Source organism: Candidatus Sphingomonas colombiensis, assembly GCA_029202845.1.
Lineage (GTDB): Bacteria > Pseudomonadota > Alphaproteobacteria > Sphingomonadales > Sphingomonadaceae > Sphingomonas > Sphingomonas colombiensis.
Window position 1 is genome coordinate 921226 of the sequence record CP119315.1, and the last position, 22630, is coordinate 943855.

Annotated in this window: 18 protein-coding genes; 7 read left to right on the top strand and 11 right to left on the bottom strand. The window is 64.6% G+C overall.

Annotation, left to right across the window (positions count from 1 at the left end; all coding sequences use genetic code 11):
* Positions 1-23 precede the first annotated feature (23 nt).
* Complete coding sequence (locus P0Y64_04245) at positions 24-1325, top strand: family 1 glycosylhydrolase (GenBank protein ID WEK44049.1); 1302 nt, start codon at positions 24-26, stop codon at positions 1323-1325.
* Between the two features lie 27 nt (positions 1326-1352).
* On the opposite strand, the gene P0Y64_04250 is transcribed toward P0Y64_04245, so the two are convergent.
* Positions 1353-3470 carry a family 20 glycosylhydrolase gene (locus P0Y64_04250; GenBank protein ID WEK44050.1) on the bottom strand — a complete coding sequence of 706 codons (2118 nt, stop codon included), beginning with the start codon at positions 3468-3470 and terminating at the stop codon, positions 1353-1355.
* A 148-nt stretch (positions 3471-3618) separates the two neighbouring features.
* Between P0Y64_04250 and P0Y64_04255 the strand changes: the two genes are divergently transcribed.
* Complete coding sequence (locus P0Y64_04255) at positions 3619-3939, top strand: hypothetical protein (protein WEK44051.1); 321 nt, start codon at positions 3619-3621, stop codon at positions 3937-3939.
* Positions 3940-3968: 29 nt separating this feature from the next.
* On the opposite strand, the gene P0Y64_04260 is transcribed toward P0Y64_04255, so the two are convergent.
* From P0Y64_04260 to P0Y64_04270, 3 genes are read right to left on the bottom strand one after another with little or no spacing between them, the layout of a single operon-like run.
* Positions 3969-5528, bottom strand: a complete 1560-nt coding sequence (locus tag P0Y64_04260) for a carboxylesterase family protein (GenBank protein ID WEK44052.1) — start codon at positions 5526-5528, stop codon at positions 3969-3971.
* Between the two features lie 22 nt (positions 5529-5550).
* Complete coding sequence (locus tag P0Y64_04265; GenBank protein WEK44053.1) at positions 5551-7797, bottom strand: glycoside hydrolase family 3 C-terminal domain-containing protein; 2247 nt, start codon at positions 7795-7797, stop codon at positions 5551-5553.
* Positions 7794-8465: a TetR/AcrR family transcriptional regulator gene (locus P0Y64_04270; GenBank protein ID WEK44054.1), complete on the bottom strand. Its 672-nt coding sequence runs from the start codon at positions 8463-8465 to the stop codon at positions 7794-7796. Before P0Y64_04270 ends, P0Y64_04265 begins: the two co-directional genes overlap by 4 nt.
* A gap of 209 nt (positions 8466-8674) precedes the next feature.
* On the opposite strand from P0Y64_04270, the gene P0Y64_04275 reads away from it, so the two are divergent.
* The 3 genes from P0Y64_04275 (at position 8675) to P0Y64_04285 (ending at position 12786) form a co-directional block, all read left to right on the top strand.
* Positions 8675-10954 (top strand): TonB-dependent receptor, encoded by a 2280-nt coding sequence (locus tag P0Y64_04275; GenBank protein WEK44055.1) that lies wholly within the window; start codon positions 8675-8677, stop codon positions 10952-10954.
* A 69-nt stretch (positions 10955-11023) separates the two neighbouring features.
* Positions 11024-11938, top strand: a complete 915-nt coding sequence (locus P0Y64_04280) for a sugar phosphate isomerase/epimerase (GenBank protein WEK44056.1) — start codon at positions 11024-11026, stop codon at positions 11936-11938.
* Entirely contained in the window at positions 11935-12786 is an 852-nt protein-coding gene (locus tag P0Y64_04285) for a GDSL-type esterase/lipase family protein (protein ID WEK44057.1), read from the top strand. Before P0Y64_04280 ends, P0Y64_04285 begins: the two co-directional genes overlap by 4 nt.
* A gap of 84 nt (positions 12787-12870) precedes the next feature.
* Here P0Y64_04285 and P0Y64_04290 read toward each other — a convergent pair whose 3' ends face one another.
* Together P0Y64_04290 and P0Y64_04295 are read right to left on the bottom strand one after the other, a co-directional pair.
* Positions 12871-13752: a GGDEF domain-containing protein gene (locus tag P0Y64_04290; protein WEK44058.1), complete on the bottom strand. Its 882-nt coding sequence runs from the start codon at positions 13750-13752 to the stop codon at positions 12871-12873.
* Positions 13649-14647, bottom strand: coding sequence for a hypothetical protein (locus tag P0Y64_04295; GenBank protein WEK44059.1), 999 nt, complete (start codon positions 14645-14647; stop codon positions 13649-13651). The genes P0Y64_04290 and P0Y64_04295 overlap by 104 nt, the downstream gene beginning before the upstream one ends.
* A gap of 262 nt (positions 14648-14909) precedes the next feature.
* Here P0Y64_04295 and P0Y64_04300 point away from each other — a divergent pair, with 262 nt between their 5' ends.
* Positions 14910-15365, top strand: a complete 456-nt coding sequence (locus P0Y64_04300; GenBank protein WEK44060.1) for a MarR family transcriptional regulator — start codon at positions 14910-14912, stop codon at positions 15363-15365.
* Between the two features lie 30 nt (positions 15366-15395).
* Here the strand turns inward: P0Y64_04300 and P0Y64_04305 are convergent, their stop codons facing one another.
* The 3 genes from P0Y64_04305 to P0Y64_04315 are packed head-to-tail and all read right to left on the bottom strand — an operon-like array spanning position 15396 to position 19532.
* Complete coding sequence (locus P0Y64_04305; protein WEK44061.1) at positions 15396-15920, bottom strand: VOC family protein; 525 nt, start codon at positions 15918-15920, stop codon at positions 15396-15398.
* Positions 15921-15939: 19 nt separating this feature from the next.
* Complete coding sequence (locus P0Y64_04310; GenBank protein ID WEK44062.1) at positions 15940-17316, bottom strand: MFS transporter; 1377 nt, start codon at positions 17314-17316, stop codon at positions 15940-15942.
* Positions 17317-17327: 11 nt separating this feature from the next.
* Positions 17328-19532, bottom strand: coding sequence for a TonB-dependent receptor (locus tag P0Y64_04315; GenBank protein ID WEK44063.1), 2205 nt, complete (start codon positions 19530-19532; stop codon positions 17328-17330).
* A 353-nt stretch (positions 19533-19885) separates the two neighbouring features.
* Here P0Y64_04315 and P0Y64_04320 point away from each other — a divergent pair, with 353 nt between their 5' ends.
* Positions 19886-20614 (top strand): glutathione S-transferase N-terminal domain-containing protein, encoded by a 729-nt coding sequence (locus tag P0Y64_04320; protein WEK44064.1) that lies wholly within the window; start codon positions 19886-19888, stop codon positions 20612-20614.
* A 46-nt stretch (positions 20615-20660) separates the two neighbouring features.
* On the opposite strand, the gene P0Y64_04325 is transcribed toward P0Y64_04320, so the two are convergent.
* The gene (locus tag P0Y64_04325; GenBank protein ID WEK44065.1) at positions 20661-21584 is read right to left on the bottom strand and encodes an SMP-30/gluconolactonase/LRE family protein; all 924 of its coding nucleotides are present in this window, start codon (positions 21582-21584) and stop codon (positions 20661-20663) included.
* Positions 21585-21708: 124 nt separating this feature from the next.
* Positions 21709-22629: a LysR family transcriptional regulator gene (locus P0Y64_04330; protein ID WEK44066.1), complete on the bottom strand. Its 921-nt coding sequence runs from the start codon at positions 22627-22629 to the stop codon at positions 21709-21711.
* Position 22630 lies beyond the last annotated feature (1 nt).

Below are 22630 nucleotides of genomic sequence, written 5' to 3' on the forward strand. Positions count from 1 at the left end.
CGAACCATCGCCAGGAGAAAGTGATGAAGCGCCGTGAATTTCTGCTGTCGGCGGCGGCCGTCGGCGCCATTGTCGGGACGGAGCAGGCCATCGCCGCCCCGCGCGCCACTGCCCGGCCACCGAAAGGCTTCTTATGGGGCACGGCCGGCGCTGCCTATCAGATCGAGGGCGGCAATTACGCCAGCGACCTGTGGGTGGTGGAGCATCTGAAGCCCACCATCTTCACCGAGCCCTCGGGCGATGCCTGCAACGCCTATCGATATGTCGCGGATGATATCGCGCTCGCCGCGTCGCTTGGCTTCAACAGCCACCGCTTCTCAATTGAATGGTCACGCATCGAGCCGGAGCGCGGGCAGATTTCGATCGCCGGGCTCGATTATTATCGCGGCGTGCTGGAGGCGTGCCACAAACACGGGTTGGCAGCCGCCGTTACCTTCAGCCATTTCACGGTGCCGCGCTGGGTGGCCGCGAGTGGCGGTTTCGCCGATCCCGCGAACGTGGCGGCTTTTGCCGCGCATTGCCGCCGCGTGACCGAAGCGATGGGCGATCTGATTCACCTCGCGGCGACGTTCAACGAGCCGAACCTCTCCACAGTCGTGCGCTGGGGCGGCCTGGCGGAGAAATATCGCCCGTTCATCGCGGCGATGCAGAAGGCGGCGGGCGCCGCGACGGGATCGCCGAACTGGGCCAGCCCGATGCTGGCCGGCGAGGCGCAATTCGACGGCATCCTCGCCGCACATGCCGCCGCGATCGAGTCTATCCGCGCCGGCGGGGGCAAGTTCCCGGTCGGGCTGACATTGGCGATAACCGCCGATCATGCCGCCGATCGCGACGATAGCGGATTGAAGCGCAAGCAGCGTGAATTGCTCGACCGCTGGCTCGCCGCACCGGGCGATTTCATCGGGGTGCAGACCTATTCCGGCGCGGCGGTCGGCAAAGACGTCGATCTGCCGCCGCCGCTGGGCACCGAACTGACGCAGATGGATTATGCGTTCATGCCCGATGCGGTCGAAAAGACCGTCCGGCTGGTCGCCGGCCAGACGAGCAAGCCGATCTACATCACCGAAAACGGCGTCGCGACCGAGGACGACACACGTCGCATCGCCTATATCAAGGGCGCGATCGCCGGGGTGCAGCGCTGCCTCGCCGATGGCATCGACTTGCGCGGCTATTTCCACTGGTCGCTGCTCGACAATTGGGAGTGGATGGCCGGATATCGCCCCAAATTCGGGCTGGTCTCGATCGATCACAAGACCTTCCGCCGTACGCCCAAGCCATCCGCGCGCCTGCTCGGCGAGATCGCGCGGCGCGGCGGGCTGGCCTGATCCGAAACGGTCGGCGCGGGCGTACCTTTACCGCGCCGCGCCGGCCGCCTCGATCAGCGTACGAATGCCCGGCCCGATCTTCACGATCAGATCAGCCGCCGGTTGCGGTTTCAGGAAGGATTCGATCGGCCGCCATGACGCTTTCTCCTGCTGATCGAGCGTGTCGAGCAGCGCACGCGCACGCGCCATCGCCGCCGCGTCAAGCGACTTCCCGGCCTTGATCGCAGCAACCGCCTCCAGCCCCGAAGCCGCGAGCGCCGCGATTTGCGCAGAGGTCGGGCGCGCTGCCTCCAGCAGCGGCCGGCCCGCGGAGATTGCGACGAAGCTCGCATCATTGTCGCGCCAGCGCGTCAGCTCGGCGATGAGCAACGGCGCGAGGGCGCGATCACCCTTGGTGTAATTCACGGCGGCGGCGGCGAAGCGGCGCGCGGCCATGCTGTCCACGGGCGCGGCATCGGCCAGCGCGTTGAGCGGTTGCTCGATCCGCTTGCCGGCGAGCATCGCCTTGATACGGTGATCATGCGCCATGTTGCGCACCGGCCCGACAAGCGACAACAACGTGAGAACCGGCTCCGGCGCGTTCGGCGACAAACGTGTCGCCATCCGCGCGATGTTCGCCTGATCGTGCGTTCCGGTGACACTCAACAGCGCACTGACCTCGCCCAACCGCCGATACATGTCGACGGGATCACGCACGCTCCGGGCAGACCAGAAGCGTTCGGCAAGCGCCGCAGCGCGTGGCCACATCCGCTGATCGACCAGTTCGTCGGTGACGATTTCCGCCCATAACGGCGCCTCTCCGCCGAGGATGAGCTTTTCCTGCTCGGGCGTCAGCGGCGGGCGCGGAAATGCGATTTGCGAATCCGTGACGAAGCTCTCCAGAAACGGGCTGACCTTGCGCAGGCCATTGGCGAATTCGGGCGTCAGGCCGGCCGCCGCGCTATCGGCGGGATCGATCGCGTAGTGGAAATCCGCCGGCATCAGCAGATCGAGATAATATCCGGCGGAAACCACCGTACGATATCCCCGGGCGGTCGAATCCGCCGTCGCATTGGAGGTTTGCCACGCCTGCACGATCGCATCGGTTTCGACGCCGGGGCCGGTCGCGATCTCCTCCCAGCCAAACATGGTCTTGCCCGCGCGGCGCAGGATCTGCTGCACGCGACGGTGAAAGTAATGCTCCACCGCGCGCGTATCCTTGAGGCTCTCGCGCGCCATCAGCGCCTTCACGCCCTCGTCCGCATCCCATACGCCCTTGGGTACCTCATCCCCGCCAACGTGAAACACCGGATCGGGAAACAGCGCCGCCATCTCGCCGATCAGCACAGTGAGGAAGCGATAGGTTTCCGGCGACGCGGGGTTCAGCGCGGTATCGGCGATCCCCAGCGGGCCGGGCTTTCCCCGCACGCCGATCGCGGGATAAGCGTCAACGATCGCACGGGTATGCGCGGGAAAATCGATTTCCGGTACGACGCGGACGCCGCGATCGGCAGCGTAAGCGACAATCTCGCGGATCTGCGCCTGCGTATAGAATTCGCCGCCATTCCCAGCGGTCAGCAACGGGAAGCGGCGGCTCTCGATGCGAAAGCCCTGATCGTCGCTGAGATGGAGGTGAAGGACGTTGAGCTTCACGCGCTCCATCGCGTCGATCTGGCGCTTGATGGTGTCGACCGTCAGGAAATGTCGCGCGGTATCGAGCATCACGCCGCGCCACGCGAAACGCGGCGCATCGTCGATCGTCACCGCGGCGAGCCGGACGCCGCCCGGCGACATAGCGACCAACTGGCGCAAGGTGGCGAAGGCGCGCAGCACGCCGCTCGGTCCCTGCGCATCGATACGGATGCCATCGGCGGCCACCGTCAGGCGATAGCCTTCGCCCTTGTCCGCCGCGTCGGCCACCGAAGCACAGGCGATAGTGACCGGAACCGCCTTGCCCGCGAACGTCATACCGGTCTGGCGGCCGAGATCGGCCTGCAATCGGCCCGTCGCATCGCGCAGTCGCCGCGTATCGCCGCACCCGAACCACATTGGTGCCAGCATGCCATCGAGCGCCAGGACCCCCTCCCCGGCCACGACCGATTGAGGGAGGGGCATCAGCACCGGGCTCGCGATTGCGCTCGATGCCAGCAGTGCGGCCGCCAACATGCCTGAGATCCGCCATTTCATCGCTCGCACGCCACTCGCTCCAATCGGTGTTGCAATCAATATTGACTGTATTTGAAAATGCCGATCAACATGCCGCTCCCGTGAAATACGTCGACGCCCTCGGCGTGACGCGGATCAAGGAGAGACCATGCGTAAGATCGTTACCGCGCTTGCCCTGTCGGCTGTTCCCATGACCGCTTTCGCGCAAACTCCGCCCGCTGCGCCCGCTCCCGCCAAGGCCCCCGCAACCGTCCTCAACGGCGACACGCCGATCGAGACGATTATCGCCGATCCCGCGGGCAAGGCCGTGATCGACAAGGATATGCCGGAACTTCAGGCGCATCCCGCGTTCGCGCAGATTAAGGCGATGAGCCTCCGTCAGGTGCAGCCCTATGCCGGCGGCGCGATCACCGACGAGTTGATCGCGAAGGTGGAAGCCGATCTCGCCGCCGCAAAGGGCGCCAAGTAACGCTGGCGAAAGCGGGCGCTCGCGCGGGGTCATCGTCCCGTCGCGGCGCCCGCCGTCAGATCGAGTCGCGCTTTCCACGGATCGGGGCCGGCGGTGGCGGTCGCATCCGGGCGGAAGGCCATCAACTGCTCACCGTCGCGACCGATGCGTGGCCATCGCGGCAAGCCGGTGCCATTGGGATCGCCGGTCTTCACGAATTGCGCGAAATAACCGTGGAGCAACCGCTGCGCCTCGGCATCCGCGGGCATCAACCCCGACGGATAGACGCTGCCGATCGCGCCGAACGCATAGGCCACGTCACTGGCATGTTCCGCGCCAGGGATCGGTTTGTTGCGGATCGGGGTCGCGACATAGCCGAAGCGGAAACGCCATGCCGGTGCGCCGCGCTCCGTCAGGATATGCGCGATGCGACGCGCCGGCTCCGCCATCGTCCGGTCCGCGCCGATCAGCGTATTGAGCGCGGCCAGTTGGGCGTGGCCATCGGGATCATAGGCGGCGCGCGCGGCAGCCGGATCGGCGAAGGCGCCAAACGCTTCATCCTTCGTCCGGGCACGATTCAGGCCGAGATCAGCGTCGGTCGTGCCGATCAGCAGCGGAATGGCGCCGCGCCGGGCACGCAAGGCACGATCGGGCTGCGCCGTTACCAACTGGCCGTCCTCGATCGGCCCGGTAAATCGCGCGAGACCGCCGAACACCAGCGACACCATGCTCAAACCATCGTTGATCCGCACCGCTGGCAACGCGCGCAGCCGCGCGAGCGCCGTCGCGTCTTCGCCCTCGATCCCCACCGATTTGGCGAAGGCGAGCCCGGCCTTTTCAGCGGACACGCCACCAGCCGCATCCTCTTTGAGGCGGCGGCGCCCGAGCAGCGGGGCCGCGCCACCGCCGGATTGCACGATCGCTCGCGCGAACAGCCCCTGTGCCATCGGCGATCCCGCGAGCATCAGCACGGATTCACCGCCGGCGGATTCGCCCATCACCGTCACGCGCCGGGGATCGCCGCCGAACGCCGCGATGTTGCGCTTCACCCATTGCAGCGCGGCGATCTGATCGAGCAGGCCGTAATTTCCCTTCGCTTCGCCGGGATGTTCGGCCGACAGCGCGGGAAAGCCGAAGAATCCCAGCCGACCCAGACGATAGTTGAAGGTTACGGCGATGATGCCGTCGCGGGCAAAAGCTTCACCCCGCGTCTGCGGGTCGGAGCTGCCGCCCGCGACATAGCCGCCGCCATGAATCCACACGACCACCGGCAACGCGCGCGTCTGGCGTGATGCCGGCCGCCATACGTTAACCGTCAGACAATCCTCGGACATCGCATACGGGTTGCCGGCCTCGCGCACCTGCACGCAATCGGGCCCGATTGCGGTCGCGTCGTGCAGCCCGCTCCAGCCAACCGCGCGGTGCGGCGGCCGCCAGCGCAACACGCCGACCGGCGGAGCCGCATAGGGTATGGCGAGGAACGCCTCCGCCCCATCCGCCACCGCGCCGCGTACCCGCCCGGTATCGGTCGTGACGATCGGCCCAGCCGTATCGGGCGCAGCGGCGACGACGAGCGCGAGCGCGGGGGCAAGCAGCCAATGAGGTTTCATCGTCTTTCCCCCGCCTTGCGCCTCAGCGCCGCTTGCTTTCGGTCGCAGCGGTGAGCCGCGCGCTGCCGGTTAGTTCCGGTTCGCCGGCGGATTTCCCGACAAAGAAGCGATATTCGCCCGCCGGCCGCGCCCATTGCTGCGCCTTTTCGTCATAGGAGAGCAGCAGCCACGGATCGGCGGCGATCGTCACCTCGCGCGTTTCGCCCGGTTTCAGCGACACCTTCGCCCAGCCGGCGAGGCGATGCGTGCGGCCCGGCGCCGCGACATAGAGCTGCGCCACTTCAATGCCTTCGCGCTTGCCCGTATTGGTGATGCGCGCGCTGACCGTCAGCGCCTTTCCGCCGGTCTGCTTCAACCCGTCATAAGCGAAGCTGGTATAGGTCAGGCCATAACCGAACGGGAACAGCGGCTTCGCGCCGGTGCGCTCAAACCAGCGATAACCGACATCGCTGCCTTCCTTATAGTCGATCGTGAACGGATCATATTTGACCCCGATCCCGAGCGCGCGCTGCTTGGCGGGATCATAACCCACCTGCTGTGGATAGGGGAGTTGCGCGGTCGATGCCGGGAAGGTCAGCGGCAATCGGCCCGAGGGCGCCGACGCGCCCGACAGGATCGCGGCGATCGCCTCGCCGCCACGCTGGCCGGGGAACCACGCCGCGAGCACCGCCCCCACCTTGCCGAGCCACGGCATCACCACCGGATTACCGGTTTCGAGCACCACCCCGGTGCGCGGGTTTGCCCCCGCGACCGCCGCGATCATCGCATCCTGCCCGTAAGGCAGTGACAGATCGGCGCTGTCGATCCCCTCCATCTCCGGTTTGACCGCAAAGACGAAGGCGACATCGGCCTTGCCCGCGACGGCTGCGGCGCGCGCGGGATCGGAGCCATCGTCGAACACGATCGTCGCGTTCGGCAGCGCCGCCTGCAGCGCCTTGAGCGGTGAGGACAGGCCATAGGACGGCGCCATCAGCGCGAGCAGTGCATGCGTGCCTTCCGGTACGTCGCGATAGACGCCGCCATAAGGGATCACCTGCGACGATCCGCCGCCGGCGAGCACGCCCTTGTCGGCATGACGGCCGATCACCGCAATCGTCTTGGCGGTGGCGGCGATCGGCAGCAGGCCATCGTTCTTGAGCAGCACCATGCCCGCCTCGGCCATTGCCTGCGCGCGCGCGGCATGCGCGGCCTGATCGATCGCGCCACCGGGCCGGGCGACGTTATCGAGCGCGCCGACCGCGATCATCGAGCGTATGATACGCAGCGCCATCTCGCGCACCTGTGCGCGGCTGACCTCACCCTTTTCGATCGCGGCCGGGATGCGGCCGAAATAATCCTCGTCCTGCGGCGACTGCTGATCCAGCCCGGCGTCGATCGACGGCTTGAGGCTGGTCACCGCGCCCCAATCGGACATCACCCAGCCGCGATAGTTCCAATCGCCGCGCAGCACATGCTTCAGCAGATAATCGCTTTCGCACGCATATTTGCCGCCAATGCGATTATAGGCGCACATCACCGAAGCGGGCTTGCCGCGCTTGATGCCGATCTCGAATGCCAGCAGATCGGATTCGCGCAACGCCGCATCCGAGGCCTCCACATCATAGACGAAACGGCCGCTCTCCTGGCTGTTCGCCGCGAAATGCTTGATCGTCGAGGCGACGTGATGCGCCTGAATGCCCGCGATCTGCTCGCCCACCAGCGTGCCCGCCAGCAGCGGATCCTCGCCGAGATATTCGAAGTTGCGCCCGTTACGCGGCTCGCGCGCCAGATTCACGCCGCCGGCGAGCTGAACGTTGATGCCCTTGGCGAACGCCTCCGCGCCGACGATATCGCCGGCCACGCGCGCCATCGCCGGGTCGAAGCTCGCCGCGAGCGACAGGGTGGAGGGCAGCGCAGTTGCGTGATCGCCGGGCCGCAGATAGCCGATGTCGGCGATGCCCAGACTGGCGTCCGCCAGTTGCAGCGTGGGGAAACCGACCCGATCGATCCCGGCAACGAAACCGGCCGTGCCAATCGCCCCCTTCGGCTTCGCGGTACGCATCGCCTCTGGAATGAATGACGGCAGCGGCACCCCGAGATCGAGCAGGCTACCACCCGATTTCGACTTCAGCAGCGAGAGCTGTTCTTCCAGCGTCATCGCATCGACGAGCTTTTCCGCACGGGCGTCTGCAGCAGTTGGCATGGTGGAAACGGCTCGCTCCTTTGCGCTTGTGAGGCTGGGGGTGGCGATGACGAGCGCCGCCAGCGCGACTGACGACAAGCGGATCACGGCATTGTTCCTTTCGATTGAGCGGGGGCGCCGATCGCCGGGGCCGCAACATCGTCACCCACCGGCAGCATCCCGGTTTTGATGCCGGCCTTGATAAGGCCCCGCAGCAGGCGGACGGATTCTTGTATTTGCCCGGGCTCGGGCGTGAGGACGCTGGCGATCGACAGGCCGCGCACCGACCAGACGATCAGCCGCATGAACGCAAGCGACGTGCTTGAAACGCCCGTCGTATTGCGCACGTAAGCCAGCGCGTCATTTTCGATCCGCGCCTGAATCGGGGCGAGCTTTTCGGCGAGCACGCGATCGCTGCGCGATCCCTGAAGGATTTCTAGCACCGCAACGCCGGACGGGCGGCTGAGCACTTCCCACACCACTTCGGGATAGGCGAGAACGATCTCCCGCGGGCCACTCATTACGCGGAAGCGTTCGGCATAACGCTCCAGTTCCTCGGCATAGACTTCCTCGACCACGAAGGTCATCAGATCGGCCTTGGTCCTGAATTGGTGCAGCATCGCGCCACGGCTGACGCCCGCCTGCTCGGCGACCAGCATCGTCGTCGTCGCGCCATAGCCATGCTCATGCAGCGTCCGGATCGCGGCGGCGAGCAACGCGGAACGCGTGCCGGCGCTTCGCTCCGCCTGCGTTCGCCGAACTCGAGCTTCCGTCATCCAATCCTCCGATCCGTGCCGGCACGTCCGCCACCGCGGCATGCATAGCGCATCGTGTCTGCCCAGCTAGCGCGATTGCTCCTCCGCGGTCAATAAACAAACGGGCTTGACTGATCGTAAGTTGCACCCTTACGATCTCCCATTGCGAAAGCGACCGATCGGGTCGCGCGCTCCGGTGGGGAGGATGAAGGGGTAAAATGGAAATGCGCATGTTGAGGATCGCCTTGCTCGGCACGGCAGCGGCATTCGTAACGACGGCCTCGCCGGCTCTGGCGGACGCGGCAACCGCCGCCGATCAGCCGCAGGCTGCGGTCGCAACGCAGAATCCGGACGACATCATCGTCACCGCGACCCGCCGCGAGGAACGCCTTCAGGATGTGCCGGTCGCGGTGACGGCGGTGTCCGGTCAGGATCTCGCGAAATCGGCGTATCGCGAAGTCTCCGACATCCAGTATCTCGCGCCCAACGTCACCTTCTCGGCCACCAACCCGGTTTCCAATGGCGGCGGCTATCAGATTCGCGGCATCGGCACGCAGACCTATGACAGCGGCGTCGAGCAGACCGTCGGTCTGGTCGTCGATGGCGTGGTGATTGGCCTGTCGCGCGATCCCGGCGCCACCGGCTTCGCCGATATTGAGCGTGTGGAGGTATTGCGCGGTCCGCAGGGCACGTTGTTCGGCAAGAATTCCTCGGCCGGTGTGATCCAGATCATCACGAAGAAGCCGCAGCTTGGCGTCAGTTCGCTCGATCTCGACCTGTCGCTCGGCGAGCGCAACGATCAGCTTCAGCGCGCCACCGCCAACGTGCCGCTGGGCAGCAACGTCGCGCTGCGCGTTTCCGCTTTTCACAATTCACAGGAAGGCGCGATCCCCAATGTCGTCAACGGGACGCACGTCGGCGATCGCAGCAACTATGGCATCCGTGGCAAATTGCTGTGGGAGCCGACGGAGAATCTGTCGCTTCTGCTGACCGGTGAATATCAGACCGGCTTCGCCCGCGATGGCCAGTTGATCGAATCGCTCGGCACCAGTGCGCTGTACAATTCGACCTTCAACCGTTTCCCGGTGAAGCCCGGCCACAATGTCTATATCGCCTATAATGACGGCGACTGGACGGCGAACACACGCCTGTGGGGCAGCTCGTTGCAGGCGGATTACCGGCTCGGCGATTTCACGCTTACCTCGATCACCGCCTATCGCGCGGTGAAGACGACGCAGCTCACCGATATCGACGGTTCGCCGGCCAATATCTTCAATCACAGCGATGGCGGCATCGACAGCAACCAGTTCACCCAGGAACTGCGCCTCACCTCGCCATCGGGCAAGCCGCTCGAATATACCGCCGGCCTGTTTTATTATCACACCTCCAACGGTGGCTGGACGGCCCAATACGGCAATTTCTACGGCGCATATGGCGTGCCGATCGTGCTCGGCGGCGGGCGGCGCGATGCCGTCAACAATGTCCGCAGCCTCGCGGCATTTGGTCAGGCGACGTACAAGCTGGTCGATGGCGTGAAGCTGATCGGCGGCCTGCGTTACACCAACGATCGCAATCACGGCGAACTGGTGGTCACACCGCTGCCGTTCCCGGCAATCGTATCCGGTCTGCTCCCCAATTATTCGGGCACTGTGCGTGCTGACAATGTGTCGGGCAAGGTCGGCCTTCAGGTCGAGCCGAGCCGTAACGTGATGTTCTATGCCACCTGGTCGACGGGCTATAAGGGCCCCGCGATCGACGGCACCACCGGCAAGATCCACGAAGTGAAGCCGGAAACGGTCAAGAGCTACGAAATCGGCCTGAAATCGACATTGCTCGGTGGCACGCTGACCTTCAACACCTCGCTTTACTGGTCGGATTTCACCAATTTCCAGGCGCAGACGTTCGACACCAGCGTCACGCCACCGGCATTCTATCTGTCCAATGCGGGCGCAATGCGCGCGCGTGGCGTGGAAGTGGAAACCAGCCTGCGCGTTTCCCCGCGTCTGCGGCTGTCGGCGAACGGCTCGTATAGCGACGCCACGTTCCGCGAATATCTCGGCACCTGTTATCCGGGTCAGCCCGCCTCGTCCGTCGTCGGCGTGGGTTGCTATGTCGACCCGGCGACCAAGGCCAATGTCGCCAATTACGCTGGCTATCGCCTGCCCAATGCGCCCGAATGGTCTTACACGCTGCGCGCCGATTTCAATCAACCGCTGGCGAACGATCTGACGCTCGACGCCAATGCCAATTGGGCGTGGCGCGACAAGACGCAGGCGGTGCTGGGCGATCCGAAATCCGAGATCGCGCCTTACGGCCTGCTCAACGGCACGATCGGCGTCGGCGCGAGTGACGGGGCATGGCGCATCGGCATCTATGCCCGCAATCTGCTCAACAAGCATTTCTATGCGGCATATGCGGCGCCAGTCGTGATTAACCCCGGCGGATATTCGAAGATCGTCAGCCCGGATGCGTTCCGCACGATCGGCGGGACGGCAACCTTCCGCTTCTAAATCCCCTCTCGGGCCGGATGAGAATCCGGCCCGATCTCGTTGCAGGAATAAACAACGGAGAGATGCGCGATGATCGACCGGCGTAACATCCTGCGGCTCGCCGGCGCGGCAACCGTTGCTGCGGCTATCGGATCGGGCGACGTCGCGATTGCCGCACCGCGACCGGGACGCCCCGTCATCGGCGTTCAACTCTATATGCTCCGCGAGCTTCTGGCGAAGGATGCAGAAGCCACGCTGGCGGCGATCGCCCGGATCGGCATCCGCCACGTCGAATTCGCCGGTTATCATGATCGCACGCCGGCGCAGTGGCGCGCGCTGCTGAAGGCGAACGACCTCACCGCGATCGGCGCGCACAGCCTCTATCCCGACATGCGCGACGAGCAGATTGCCGCCGCGATCGATTTCGGCGGGGCGCTCGGGCTCGAATGGCTCGTCGCGGCGGTGCCTCGCCTGCCGGGGCTGACGTTGCCCTTCACCGAAGCGAGCTTCCGCGCCGCGACGCACCGCATCACCGCCGACGACCTGAAGGCGACGGCGGAACGCTTCAACCGGATCGGTGAGCGCGTGAAGGCGGCAGGAATGCGCTTCGCCTATCACAGCCACGGCTTCGATTTCCGCCGCTATGACGGTCGCTACGGGCTGGATCTCATTCTCGAACAAACCGATCCGGCGCTCGTCGCGCTCCAGCTTGATATCGGCAATACGATCGCCGCGGGCATCGACCCCATGCCCTATCTCGCGCCCGGCGGGCGGACGCGGCTGGCGCATGTGAAGGACTGGCGTGCGCCCTATACGCCGTCGCTCGACGATATGCCGGCGTCCGCCCCGGCCGGCGAGGGATCGATTAAATGGCGCCCGATCATCACCGCGCTGGAACGCGCGCGCGTGCCTTACGCCTTTATCGAGCAAGAGGGGATCGACCCGGCGGCGGCGCTGGATCTGCTCAAGCGCAATTACCGCTATCTGCAGGGGATGAGGCAATGATCGGCACGTTGATCGCGGCAATGGCGCTTGGCGCGCAGGGCGCGCCCACCGCACCGCAGCCGATGGTCGGCGTGCTCGCCGATCCTTGCACCGCCCTGCCCCCGATCCCGGCGGTCGTCGCCGACTATATGGCGCGTTATGCCCGTGCGAAAGCGGCGAACCAACCCCCGCCCCCGGCCAGCGCCGACGGCATGGCGATCTATCAGCGCTGGCAGGATCAATTGCGTGCCAGCGACTTCGCCGGCCTGTGCCGCTATCATGCCGAGAATGCCGCGCTGCCGCCGGCAAGCAAGGACCGCATCATTTTCTTCGGCGATTCGATCACCGAATTGTGGCAGCGCGAGGATCCGGATTTCTTCACCGCCGATCGCATCGACCGTGGAGTCAGTGGCCAGACCACGCTCCAGATGATCGCCCGCTTCCGCGCCGACGTGATCGACCTGAAGCCAGCCACCGTGCACATCATGGCCGGCACCAACGACATCGCCGGCAATACCGGCCCAACGACTCTGGCGGCGATAGAGGGCAACATCCGTTCGATGAGCGAGCTGGCGCGCGCGCACAATATCCGCGTGGTGCTCGCCTCGGTGCCGCCCGCGGCTCGGTTCGACTGGCGGCCCGGCGTGAATCCGGTGGATGACATCCGCGCGCTCAACGCGTGGCTGGCCGATTACGCCCGCCGCGAAAAGCTGACCTACATCGATTATTATAGCGCGTTACAGGACGCGAAGCATGGGTTCCGCGCCGAATGGTCCGAAGATGGCGTGCATCCCAACCAGGCCGGCTACATCGTGATGCGCGGAATCGCTGAAAAGGCGTTGCGGCTTCGGCCGCGTGCGCGAAACTGAGTGAGGCGCGGCTTGAACTGCTATGCCCGAATTCGCCAAACCAAGCCGGCCTGAAAACCGGGGCGGTCCCGCGCGATATCCGCCTTATCGGCCACTCCTGCTCGCCGGGCGCTCGGAACGGCCCCTCGGCTCGGCCGGAGGAGCTTTTGCCGCTTCCTCCCGGCGTGACGCGACCTGATCGCGACCGAGCCGCTTGGCATCATAAAGCGCTTCGTCCGCAAGCTTGAACAGGCGCTGAAAATCCGTTGCCCGAGCCGTCTCGGCGACACCGATACTGGCGGTAACCGATTGCGCCCCGATTGCATCGCGATGATCGCATGCCGCGATCCCCAGGCGTACGCTTTCGGCAAATCGCCGGAGGACGACACCCTCCAGGCCGATGGTAAACAAGCCGAATTCCTCGCCGCCGATGCGCCCGACCGTGCACATAGCGCCCTCCCATGCAGCGATCCGCCGCCCCACCTGCCTCAGCACCGCGTCACCGGCATTGTGCCCATATACGTCATTGATCGCCTTGAACCGATCGATATCGACGAGCAGGAATGCAGCCGGCAGCCCGTTCTCCTCTGCGTGAACGAGCAACGGCGCCACGCTTTCGACGAAACCGCGACGGTTGCGCAGACCCGTCAACGCATCGCGCCGGGCAAGTTCGCGGGCCTGAATTTCGGCGGCGCGCGCGCGATCGCGCTCGATGCGCAACCGCCCCAGCCGGCGCGTCGCAGCCCCGGACAACCATAGCGTCTGCCATGTCGCCGCCAGCAGGATCAGCAATTTCGAGCCGCCGCCCCAAAAACCGTCGTCAACGTCGACCAGCTGGATGAATGCCAGCGTCGCCATCGGCACGAACCATGCCCCCGCGAAATCACGCGCCTTCGCCTCCCCACGTCGCCACGCGCAACCGAGGCAAAGGGCAACGGCCAGCAGATCGGCCAGAATGAGGAAGCCGAGTATCGTGTTGAGTTCCATCAGGCCTGCGCCGCGGATGAGCGCCAGCGGCACCCCCCAACAGTGCGACCATTGTCCCCAGCGCAAGCGTGCCGATCTTCGCCCAGCGCGGCACGACGTCCGGCGCAAGTGCGGTAACGGCACTCACCGTCCCCAACGTGATGGCAAGGCAGGAAAGGAAGGTGCAGGTCTGCGCGGAAACACTTCCCGCCATGCCCGGCACGACCAGAAGATGCAGTTGCGACCAGATCACGCCCCATAGAAACATGCAGGCGGCCCAGGCGCCGTGCCATGCGAGATATTCGCGGCGGACGGCCAGCGCGAGCGAGAAGGTGTAGCAGCTGCCAATCAGCAAAAGCGTCAACGCCGCCGCCACGGCCGCAGCCAGCGCGGTGGAATGTACCGTGCTCATCGCCTTTGGCATCAGGCGGGCATGCAAAAGGCCATAATCGGCGAAGTGATCGAACCGCATGGTCACGCCGGTGAGTGGCGCATCATGATCCGGCGCCTCGAACACGATCTGGCCGGCCGCGCGCCAATGCGCTCCAAAGTGGCCGCCGCGTACTTCCTGCCATTTCACAACGCCATCAGCGTAAGAAAAGGCGACCGCCAGCCGATCGAAACGCGACTGATGCACCATCAGCGCGAGGCTCGCGCGATCGACAGGCAGACGATTCGACGGGAGGGTCAGCCACAGGCTGCTCTGCTGATAACCCTGCGGCGTTCCGGCACAGGAAAACCGCAATGAAGCGAGCATATCATCGCGTTGCTGACGATCCGTCACCGCATGGCATAGCGCCGGCTTGACGTTCATCGTCTCGGCGCGCGCCGGAATGCCCCAGCAAGTCGCGAGAACGATCAGCGCCAGCCCCATCCAGCGCAGGGCAGCTCCAAACAATTTCCCGAGCGGCTTCATACTCCCCTGTCGCACGGAAAGAGTTGGCAAAACTTTATTATTCGCGGGTGGCGCTGCGGGTTCCGGCATTTTGTTCGTTTATCGCGCCCTGGATGAACCAGCGTGGCCGATAGGCGCAAATAACTTCCATCGGCCGATTAACCTCCTCACCCGCTGCTTTCTCACCTTTTGACGCATCGTTTTCATCATTCTCATCGAGCGCGGTTGATCGACATTGGCTTCATCGGCAATGGTTGGGACGATATCGTTGCGGAGGAACTGCTTGCAGACCAATTTTCACCTTATTAAGCCATTATTTCAAGGCTTTGAATGGTTTGATGAAGGTCTGCAACGCAGCCTGAAGGCCGCCGGCTGGGCGCCGGTGACGCGCCCGGAATCGATGGTGATCCTGCATGTGCTGGGCGGAGAAACGCGCCCCGCGGATATTGCCCGCGCGCTGCGCCTTTCCCGTCAGGCGGTGCATTCGACGATCGCCAGCCTCGTCGAAGCGGGGTTCTTCGCGCTGGCCCCCGATCCCGCGGACGGCCGAGTGAAGATCGTTGTCCTGACCGACAAGGGACGGGCGATGAAGGACGATGCCGATCGGATCGTCGAGCGCCTCGCGATCGCGCTCGAAAAACGCATCGGCAAGCGCGAGATGGCCGCGCTGCGCGGCGTGTTCGCTACGGACTGGGGAGAGCCGGTGACGATCGAGGTAGCGCATCAGGATCGCTCCTGACGCGCAACCACGCGAGATCAGCGGCGACGGTTACCCAGCAATCACCGCGCTGGCCGGCGTATGGCGCACGTCCTCTGGCCCAAACACCTTTGTGTTGGCTGCGAACTCCATCATGATCCCGTTCGGATCGGTGAAATAAACCGAGCGGACGAACACGCCTTCATGCTTCGCCGGGCTGACGGTCGTCTCGCTGTCGTCGTGGTTGACGACCATCGGGATCACTTTCACCCCGGCTTGCTGCAACCGGCCGATCGCCGCCTCCAGTTCGTCCTCGTCCATATGGAAGGCGAGGTGGTTCATCGAGCCGATCGCGGTCTTGTCGTCTCCAGGGAATTGCTTGACCGATGCGACACCGGGCGCCGCTGGCGGCGCATCCTGCCACCAGAAGAAGGCTATCGCGGAGCCGCCGCCGCAATCGAAGAAGAAATGCTGCCCGCCGGTCGGCAATTCGACCGTCTTTACCAGCGGCATTTGCAGCACCTCGGTGTAGAATTTCACCGTTTCCACCATGTCCCGCGCGACCAGCGCGACGTGGTTGATGCCCATCGTCTTCATTGATTGCTCTCCCGATCGATCAAGCAGCGCCTTGTTTCATATGCGCCAGTTCGCGCGGCAGGCTGCCCGCCGCGCGCAGAAAATTGAACCCGGCGATGACGAACATCGCGCATACCGTCACCAGCGCCGCGCGCAGCCCGGATGCCGATGCGGTGGCGCATGCCGCGAGCGCGTTGCCGTCGGCACAGGTCACCGCATAATCGCCGGCGAAGGCGCGCGCGGCGTACAGGTCGCTGAGCCAGCCGGTCGCCAGCGGCCCCAGCGTCATCCCGATCATGCTGGTGGTCAGCGTCATGATCGCGGTGGCCGATGCGCGCATCCGCGGCTCGACCAGATTGTGCGTGATCGCGAATGTCGGGCCGAAATAGACGCCCGCGAACAGCCCCGGCGGGGTGAGCAGCACGATCGTCCAAAGCCATGTCGATTGTGAGAAGCCGATCACATAGGTGATCGCGGTCAGGATCATGCAGATGCCCGGCATCCAGCCATACCAGCGCACGTCGCGCCGCCCGAGCCGATCGGTCACGAAGCCGCCCAGCAGATAGCCCCCCGCCAGTGAAACGCTGTTCATCAGCGCGAACGCGATCGCCGCCTCGGTATAACCGACCGGGAAGCTGCGCACGAAGAACGGATGGGTGAAGGTCATGCCGGACGACCCGACGAAGCTTACCACGATCCCGGCCATCAGCACGTTGCGGAACGCCCGGCTTCCCGCCAGCAACCGCACGACGGCGCCCAGCGGCGGCGTTTCCGCTCCGGCGAGATGGCCGTCTCCCAGCCCGCGCGGCGCCTCACGCAACATGGACCAGACGATCGCGGAGAGCAGCAGGCCGGGCAGCCCGACGATCAGGAACGCTGCGCGCCATCCGAAATGCTGCGCCACCACCGCGCCGCCGATCGCGCCGACGATTATGCCGATCGGCGTGGCCAGCCCGAGGATGCCGAATGCCGACGCGCGCCGGTCGGGTGGAAAATAGTCCGCGATCAATGATTGCGACGGCGGCCCTGCCCCCGCCTCACCGATGCCCACGCCGATCCGCGCGAGCAACAGCCCGGGGAAGCCGCTCGCCATGCCGCACAATGCGGTCATCGCCGACCACGCCGCCACCGCGATCGCGATGATGCGGACGCGGTTATAGCGCTCCGCCAGCCGCGCCACCGGAATGCCGAGCACGCCATAGAGCAGCGCGAACGCCGTCCCGCCGAGCAGGCCAAGCTGAAGATCGCTCAGCTTCAGATCGGTCTTGATGGCCTGCCCGGTCGTATTGAGGATCGTGCGATCGATGAACGCGACGGTCGACACCGCAAGCAGCAGCCCGAGCGCCCAGCGCCGCTCGCGCGGGGTCGCCGGCTGGGGCGCGGCATCCCTTGCTGTGGGGACAACCGTCTCGTTCACCGGTGCATGCATCAGAATTTGTATCCCAGATCGACGCCAAAGGTTCGCGGTGCGGAATAGATGCGCAGATTGCCCAACGCACCCAACCCGAAGGTATTGTTGATCACCGCCTTGTCGAGCGCGTTCTTCACCCACACGCCGATGCGCCAGCCGCTATCCGCCTGAACGCCCAGCGTCGCATCGACCAGGACGTTCGAGGGACGCACCTGCACGTTGCTGGTACGGTTGAGAACCCCGCCCGAGGTGTAGATATCGTCCATATAGACCGCGTTCACCGACCCGCTCATCCGTCCGAACGAAATCTCGTGATCGTAGAACAGGCCCATGCTGCCCGACCATTTCGGCGCATAGGCGAGCGGCAGATCCTTGTTGTCGGTCGGATTGTTGATCCCGTCGCTGGTCAGATCGGTGAAGTTGCTGATGAATCGCGCATGGAGCCACGAGCCGTTGGCGTTCAGGCGGAAACCGCCGCCCAGCACATATTGCAGCTCCGCCTCGATCCCGTCGATCCGCGCCTTCGCCGCGTTGGTGACGATCGATTCATACACCCCGCCGGAGGTCAGCCCCTGCGTGCCGACCTGCATATTGCTGTAGGTCGATGAGAAGCCCGCGACGTTCAAGCGAACGCGCTTGTCGAACAGCTCGGTCTTCAACCCGCCCTCGAAGCTCGACACGGTTTCGGCATTGTACGGGCCCGCCGAGGTGAAGCTCGCCGCGCGCCCGTTGAAACCGCCGCTGCGGAAGCCCTTCGACCAGGTAAAATAAGCCAGCACATTGGGATCGATTTGATAGCTCACACCCAGCTTGGGCGAGAAATTGCTCCAATCGCCATTATAGGTCATCGAGTTCGGATAGAAGAGCGGCCGGTTGGTGAACCGCTTCTTCTCATAGCTGTAGCGCCCGCCGGCGGTGAGCGTCAGCGCGTCGGTGAGGTGATAGTCGAGCTGGCCAAACGCGGCATAAGCGCTGTTCGACTGGCTGGCGATCTGCGGCACGCTCAGCCCGCCATAGATGATGCCGCTCTGCGTATTCGTGATGTTATAGGATTGGTGCATGAAATAGCCGCCGATCACGTAATCGAGCGAATTCTTGCCGCTGGAGGCAATGCGTACTTCCTGGCTGAACTGTTCGTGCCGCTGGTCACGCAAAGCGGCGAAGAAATTGAGCGCGCTGGCGTCATAGTCGCTCTGCACGCGATCCTTGAACTCACGATAGCCGGTGATCGCGGTGAGCTTCGCGCCGCCGAGATCATATTCGACGTCGAACGTCAGCCCCCATGTATCAAGGTTCGCAAACAGGGGCGTGTTGCCATAGACGACATAGGGATTGCGCGGATCGGAATTACCCGCCGGAACCACGGGCGTCGGCGTGCCGGTATCGGGGCTGAAATTGTAATAGACGTTGCCGGGCAGCGAGGCATTGCGGAACGCCGCGCCCGATCCGCGCTCGCGGTCGAAATCGCCGATCAGCGTCGCCTGGAGATTGTCGGTCGGCTTGGCGACCAGGGTGACGCGGCCCGACCATACTTCGTTGTTGCCGACCTTCTTGCCGGTCGTGGCGTCATAATTGAAGCCGTCGTAATTCTTGTACATCATCGAGGCGCGCACCGCGAAAACGTCGTTCAACGGGCTTTCGATCGCGACCCGTGCCTCGCGCCGGCCACGATCCCCGAAGGTCAGCAGCGCCTCGGCGCCGAACGTATCGCCGGGCCGCTTTGTGCGGACGCTGACCACGCCGCCGATCGTGTTGCGGCCATAAAGCGTGCCCTGCGGACCACGCAGAATCTCGACCGATTCGATGTCGAAGAAATCCTGCAACGCGCCGCTGTTCCGTGCGAGATAAACGCCATTCATCTCCACGCCGACAGCCGGCTCGAAGGTCGATTCAACGTCCGCGAAGCCCAGCCCGCGGATGAAGAAGGCGCTGGCATAGGGATAGGCGCCAACCGGCGCGAGCACCACGTTTGGCACCTTCGAATTGAGATCGGTCAGGTTCTGCACCGCCTGCGCCTGCAGGTTCGCGGAATCGAACGCGGTGACGGATGCCGCCACCTCCTGCAAATTCTGTTCGCGGCGCTGCGCGGAGACGATGATGTCGTCGACCTGATTGGAATTGCTGGCGGCGACGGGTGCCTGATCGGCGCTTTGTGCCGATGCGTTGTTCGCGAATGCCAAGGCCAGCAGCGAAGCGCCAATTGCCGAACCACGAATGCTCATGATCGTCCCCTCCCTCATTTTCACCCGGTCTCCGCCGGACTATTAGAAAGCTAAGACATCGAACGACTTTGTCAAATAATCAGACGTTTTTCGCGACCTATTCGTCAATTTACTTGACATTAAACGACGCAGAAGGACAATTTTACCGAAGAAACATGGAGAGGTGTCAGTGTGTTACCGTCCACGAGCCACTGGTGGCTCGGCGGATTTCTGCCGGTGGCAAAGAATCGGCCGCGGCGCCGAATCGGGATCGTCCGGCCGCGCCTCATCAATCAAATTTCAGCGTGCGCGCGTTCGGGGCCGTCCCGCCACGGATCATGCGTTACGCGACAAACATCGCGAGGGAGAGAGAGATGATTGACCTGCACTATGTACCCACGCCCAACGGGCAAAAGGTGTCGATCCTGCTAGAAGAGGCCGGCATCGAGCATCGCCTGATCCGTTACGACATGCTTGCCGGCGATCACCTGACCCCGGAGTTTCGCCGCGTCTCCCCCAACGGGCGATTGCCGGCGATCGTCGATCACGCGCCGGCGGACGGCGGTGCCCCGCTGACGATGATGGAATCAGGCGCGATCCTGATCTACCTTGCGGACAAACACGGCCAGTTCATTCCCCCGATCTCCGCGCCGCGCGCGCGGGGCGAGGTGATCGAATGGCTGATGTGGCAGATGGCGGGTCTCGGCCCGATGCATGGTCAGGCGCACCATTTCTTTCGCTATGCGCCCGAGGATATCGACTATGCGCTCGCTCGCTACGGCAAGGAGGCGCGGCGTCTGTTGACGGTGCTCGACGCGCGGCTGGCGGAATCGCCCTATGTCGGCGGGGCGGAATATTCGATCGCCGATATGGCATGCTGGCCATGGGTGCGCGCGATCGCGGTGATAGATATCGCGATGACCGACTATCCCGCGCTTGCGGCTTGGTTCGCGAAGGTGGGCGAGCGCGAGGGCGTAAAGGCCGGCACGGCGATCCAGAATCCCTCGCTGCTCAAGGGACGGAAGATCACGCTCACGCCCGAACAATGGTCGAACCTGTTCGGCGATACGATGCATGCCGCGTCCGGGCTGCGCGCGGGATAACCGATGTGGCGAAGGGGCGCTGCCGCATCGCGCCCCTTCGCCATTCTTATTGATGCGCCAGCCGCAGCCCCGCGCGCGGCCAGCGCAGCTTGTAGAGCCGGCCGGAGCTTGACGCGGTCGCCCACACGTCGCGCAAGTCCGCGCCGCCGAAGGCGAGGTTGGTGATCGCAACCTCTGGGAAGGTGACGAACTCAAAGTCGCTTCCGCCCCCTGCGATGGTGATACCGCCCTGCACGAGCGTGCCGACGCACACCCGCCCATCGGCTTCCACCTTCAGGCTGTCGAACAGGCGATAATCGGGCATCGCATGGACAAGCTCGCCGGGCGCCAGCGGGTTGACCGAAGGCGCCAGTTCGCCCGGCCCGACGACGCGGCGCGACCACAAGCGACTGGTCGGGGTCTCGGCCCAGTAAAGCGTGCCGCCATCGGGCGACAGGCCGATGCCGTTCGGGCCATGCAGCCGATCAAGCACGCGCGTGATTTTCGATCCGTCGGCGCGGGCATGGAAGATCGCGCCGTGATCGCTGCGCTCCGCATCGGCCTTGCCGTGATCGGTAAACCAGAAACCGCCATGGCCATCGAAGACCAGATCGTTCGGCCCGCGCAATGGCCGTCCGTCGCACGCCGCATAGAGCGTCGAAACCGCGCCCGTCGTCAGATCGACGCGCTGGATCGAGCCGCCGGCATAATCGTCCGGCGTGCCATCCGGGATCAGCGCGCCGGCGATCTCATGCCAGGTGAAGCCGCCATTGTTGCACACATAAACCGCACCATCCGGCCCCAGCGCCGCGCCGTTGGGGCCGCCGCCGAGTTCGGCGATCACCGTCGCGACGCCATCCGCGCCGACCCGCGTCAGCGTCCCGCGTTTGATCTCGACCACCAGCACCGATCCATCCGCCATCGCGATCGGGCCTTCCGGGAATTGCAGCCCCTCGGCGATCACCTGCATTTCAAGCGCGACGTCCGTCATATCCTCTCACCTCATATGAGCCGGCGCTGTTGCGCGTTGCGGCCGGTTTCGAATCGATCACTTCGAACCCTAACCAATAAGGCGATACGACGCAGCGGCAACAGAAAGGAGCGCGATTCGCCGATCAGGACGCCGCGAGCATCGCCCGCAACATCTTCACGAAGCGCACGGCGATGCGCGATAGTGGCGCGTCCGCGAGGTGGACGGCATAAATCTTGTAATCGATCGGCGGCTCGAATGGCGACGAGGCCAGCCCCTCCCCCAGAAACGCCGGCGCGGAGAGATCGTCGATCACCGCCAGCCCGGTGCCGAACCGCGCGAGCACCGCGCCGATATACATCGTGTCGACGGTCAGACCGCCATCCAGATTGATCTCACGCCGCACCACTTCCTGATGGAATATCCGCGCAAGGGGGCCGCTATCGGGCGACATGCCGATCAATTGGTGCCGTCGCAGATTTTCCTGGTCCATCACCGCGCGCCCGTCCCCCAGCGCGCCTGGCTTGTGCAGCACGACTATTTGCCCCGACCCGATTTCCTGACAGGCCAGTTGCGGATGCATTGGCGCCTCGCAGCCGATCATGATGTCGCAATCGCGGCTCTGAAGCCGGCGCAATATGTCCGCGGAGTGGAGCGTCCCCAGTTCGAACCGGGCATGTGGTTCGACCGCGCGAAAGCCGGCCACCGCGCGCGGCAGGAAATCCAGCCCGAAACTGGGAAGCGCGGAAACCTTCAACGTTTCCGCGCTGGCCCCCAGATTGCGAGCCGATCGCTGGAGCGAAGTGATCTTCTCGTAAATCTCGTCGATCTCGGCGAACAGGATATGCGCCTTGTCGGTCGGCGAGAGGCGGCCCTTTACGCGATGGAACAGAGCAAACCCCAGCCGATCCTCGGCATGGCGCAACGTCTTGCTGATCGAGGGTTGCGACACGTTGAGCACCAGCGCCGCCGCGCTGGCCGAGCCGTTCGAATAGATTGCGTGAAACACCTCGATATGGCGCAGGCTGAGCAATTGCGTCACGCGGGCGGGATCGTTCTGGCTCATC